This is a genomic window from Mycobacterium sp., from assembly GCF_049673265.1.
In the GTDB taxonomy this organism is placed as follows: Bacteria; Actinomycetota; Actinomycetes; order Mycobacteriales; family Mycobacteriaceae; genus Mycobacterium.
The window spans coordinates 1-2350 of the sequence record NZ_JBATXN010000501.1; the positions used below are offsets into that span (position 1 = coordinate 1).

Annotated in this window: 2 protein-coding genes and 1 pseudogene; 2 read left to right on the plus strand and 1 reads right to left on the minus strand. The window is 66.1% G+C overall.

What is annotated here, in order from left to right; genetic code table 11:
- The coding region (locus WBF82_RS17305) for an aspartate kinase (protein WP_424384193.1) at window positions 1–829 on the minus strand (829 nt) is incomplete at its 3' end.
- A gap of 154 nt (window positions 830–983) precedes the next feature.
- On the opposite strand from WBF82_RS17305, the gene WBF82_RS17310 reads away from it, so the two are divergent.
- Window positions 984–1376 carry a hypothetical protein gene (locus WBF82_RS17310; protein WP_424384194.1) on the plus strand — a complete coding sequence of 131 codons (393 nt, stop codon included), beginning with the start codon at window positions 984–986 and terminating at the stop codon, window positions 1374–1376.
- 174 nt (window positions 1377–1550) lie between these two features.
- Window positions 1551–2350: pseudogene (locus WBF82_RS17315) on the plus strand (2-isopropylmalate synthase); the annotation flags it as partial.

Genomic DNA, 2350 nt, shown 5'->3' on the forward strand with positions numbered 1-2350 from the left:
CCGGGTAGTCGGGGATGCCGACGACAGTCACCTTGGCCTCGCTGCGGTCGTGGGCGACGCCGGTCAGGATGGGCTCTTCCATGGGTATGTCCTTGATTGATCCGGTGACGACGGTGCCCGGCTTGTCCGAGTACGACGAGCGCACATGCACCGGGATGTTGTAGCGACGGGCGTATTCCACGCAGCGAAGCATCAGCACCTTCGCCCCGCAGGCCGCCATCTCGAGCATCTCCTCGAAGGTGACCGTGTCCAGCCGGCGGGCGTTGGGGACGATCCGGGGATCGGCACTGAAGATCCCGTCCACGTCGGTGTAGATCTCGCACACGTCGGCGTGTAGCGCCGCGGCCAGAGCGACCGCAGTGGTGTCCGAGCCGCCGCGGCCCAGCGTGGTGACGTCGCGGGTGTCCTGGCTGACTCCCTGGAACCCGGCCACCAACACGATCCGGCCCTCGTCCAGGGCTGCCTGCAGCCGGGTCGGGGTGACGTCGATGATCTTGGCCTTGCCGTGGGCGCCGGTCGTGATGACCCCGGCCTGCGAGCCGGTGAACGAACGGGCCTGCGCGCCCAGCGACTCAATGGCCATCGCGACCAGCGCGTTGGAGATCCGCTCGCCGGCGGTCAGCAGCATGTCCAGTTCGCGCGCCGGCGGGGCCGGGCACACCTGCTGGGCAAGATCCAGCAGGTTGTCGGTGGTGTCGCCCATCGCCGAAACGACCACGACGACATCGTTGCCTTGCTTTTTGGCCTCGACGATGCGTTCGGCGACGCGGCGGATCCGTCCGGCGTCTGCCACCGAAGATCCGCCGTACTTTTGCACGACGAGCGCCACTTAGTTCCTTTCCAGGCCCTGGGGAGTCCCTCAGCGTCGCGAGGTTTGGGTCGAAAACAGAATACGTGGATTGACCGGGCGACGATTACCGCCGGTGTTTGATATCCATAGCAGCAGGCATCGGCTGAGGAAGGGTCAGAAATGAGCAGTCGCGGTGGCCAGTGAGCCAGCCAAAGTGTTGTGGGGTAGCGAACCAGACGAACATGACTATCCGGCAGCTGCGGACTACCTCGCGCTGCTCGCCACGCCCGGGCAGGTCAGCGAGATTGTCGGGGAGCTGAAGAAGGCCCCGATCGTGTACAAGAAGGCCAAGGACCTGCTGCGCGCGTCACGGCTGGCGCTGCTGCCGCCGGAGAACCCACATGTGCGCTCCGATCTCGAGAAAATCAAGAAGGGCAAGCAGCTGTCGCCGGTCCTGCTGGTCCGCGGGGACCTGGTCAGCGATGTGGCGTTGCAGATTGCCGACGGTTATCACCGGGTGTGCGCCAGCTACCACACCGACGAGAACACCGATATCCCCGTCAAGATCGTCCCGGCCGGGGACTAGCGGCCTGGGGTTTTGGGCAACCCCGCGGGCGCGGTAAAGTAGCCAACGTGCAGCGGGTGCTCCTTCTCGGACGCCGCGACGGGGCCTGATCGAGGCCGGCTTCCCGTCGCGGGTGTTCGCGATGCGCCGGTCGCCGCCACTTAGGCGCCCCCTTCTCATTCCCCGGAGCAAACCGTGACTAGCTTTTCTCAACCGTCGGGCGACTCCCCTGACGCATTCAAATCCGTTCGAACCATCACCAAACCCGTCGGTCAACCCAACGCGGGCCAACCGGCGTGGAACACCCAGCGTGGGTCATCGATGCCGATCGGCCGGTACCGGCCATTCGCCGAGGAAGTCGAGCCCGTCGCGCTGGCCGACCGGACCTGGCCCGACAATGTGACCACCCGCGCGCCGCTGTGGTGTGCGGTCGACCTGCGTGACGGCAACCAGGCGCTGATCGACCCGATGAGCCCGGCGCGCAAGCGCCGGATGTTCGACCTGCTGGTCCGCATGGGCTACAAGGAGATCGAGGTCGGGTTTCCGTCGGCCAGCCAGACCGACTTCGACTTCGTCCGCGAGATCATCACCGAGGGTGCGGTGCCTGACGACGTCACCATCCAGGTGCTGACCCAGTGCCGTCCGGAGCTGATCGAACGCACCTTCCAAGCGTGCGAGGGAGCGCACCGCGCCATCGTGCACTTCTACAACTCGACGTCGATCCTGCAGCGCCGGGTGGTTTTCCGCGCCGACCGGGCCGCGGTCCAGGCCATCGCGACCAACGGCGCGCGCAAGTGCGTGGAGGAGGCCGCGAGGTATCCGGGCACACAGTGGCGCTTCGAGTACTCGCCGGAGTCCTACACGGGCACTGAGCTCGAATACGCCAAGCAGGTCTGCGACGCCGTCGGCGAGATCATCGCGCCCACACCGGATAACCCGATCATCTTCAACCTGCCCGCCACGGTGGAGATGGCCACGCCGAACGTCTACGCCGA